General features: G+C 67.9%; 2 pseudogenes. One reads left to right on the top strand and one right to left on the bottom strand.

Going from position 1 to position 723, the window contains the following annotated elements:
* Positions 1-88, bottom strand: a pseudogene (locus A5625_RS29880) (hypothetical protein); the annotation flags it as partial.
* Between A5625_RS29880 and A5625_RS01965 the strand changes: the two are divergent.
* Positions 68-397: pseudogene (locus tag A5625_RS01965) on the top strand (phosphoribosyltransferase family protein); the annotation flags it as partial. The pseudogenes A5625_RS29880 and A5625_RS01965 sit on opposite strands and share 21 nt — an antisense overlap.
* Between the last annotated feature and the right edge of the window lie 326 nt (positions 398-723).

Genomic DNA, 723 nt, shown 5'->3' on the forward strand with positions numbered 1-723 from the left:
CCCAGCGCAGATTCGACACCGACATGTTCCAGCCCAGCAGCGCCAGTGATTCGCCGAGCCGCGCGCCCTGGGCGCCGACCCGGTGGCCACCGCCGTCATGCACGCATCGGGCCGCCCGATCGACGCCTTCGTCGTCCGCAAGTCAGCGAAAACGCATGGGCTGCAACGCCTTATCGAAGGCTCCGAGGTTTCCGGAAAGCGGGTGCTGGTGGTCGAGGACACCAGCACCACCGGCAACTCGGCGCTGACCGCGGTGCGCGCCGTCCAGGAGGCCGGCGGCGAAGTGGTCGGGGTGGCCACCGTGGTGGACCGGGCCACCGGCGCCGCCGAAGCAATCCAGGCCGAGGGGCTGCCCTACCGAAGCGTGCTCGGCCTCGCCGACCTGGGGCTGAGCTAGTTGCAGGTGGACCTTCGTAGGTATCAGTTGTCACAATTGCCGCAGGCATCCCTGGCGCGGGCGACGTTCGTTGTGCCCACCTCACAGCGACAACAACGTCGTAGTGCACGGCCGCCCGAGTTGTCGCTCAGAGGTGGGCAATTCGTTCATTCCTTCCGGCGGGGAGTGCTGTGCCACGTTGGGCGGACGTGGCACAGGTGCCTCGGCTTGACCTCGAGCCGCTGAATCATGCGCAACCTTTTCCTTGCGATAGCGGCCTGCTTGGCGCTGTGTCTGGCCGGCTGCTCGTCCTCCAGCCAACCGGTGCGCCCGTACGGCGCCCAGGG

Origin of the sequence: Mycobacterium sp. 1465703.0 (assembly GCF_001672975.1) — a bacterium.
GTDB lineage: Bacteria > Actinomycetota > Actinomycetes > Mycobacteriales > Mycobacteriaceae > Mycobacterium.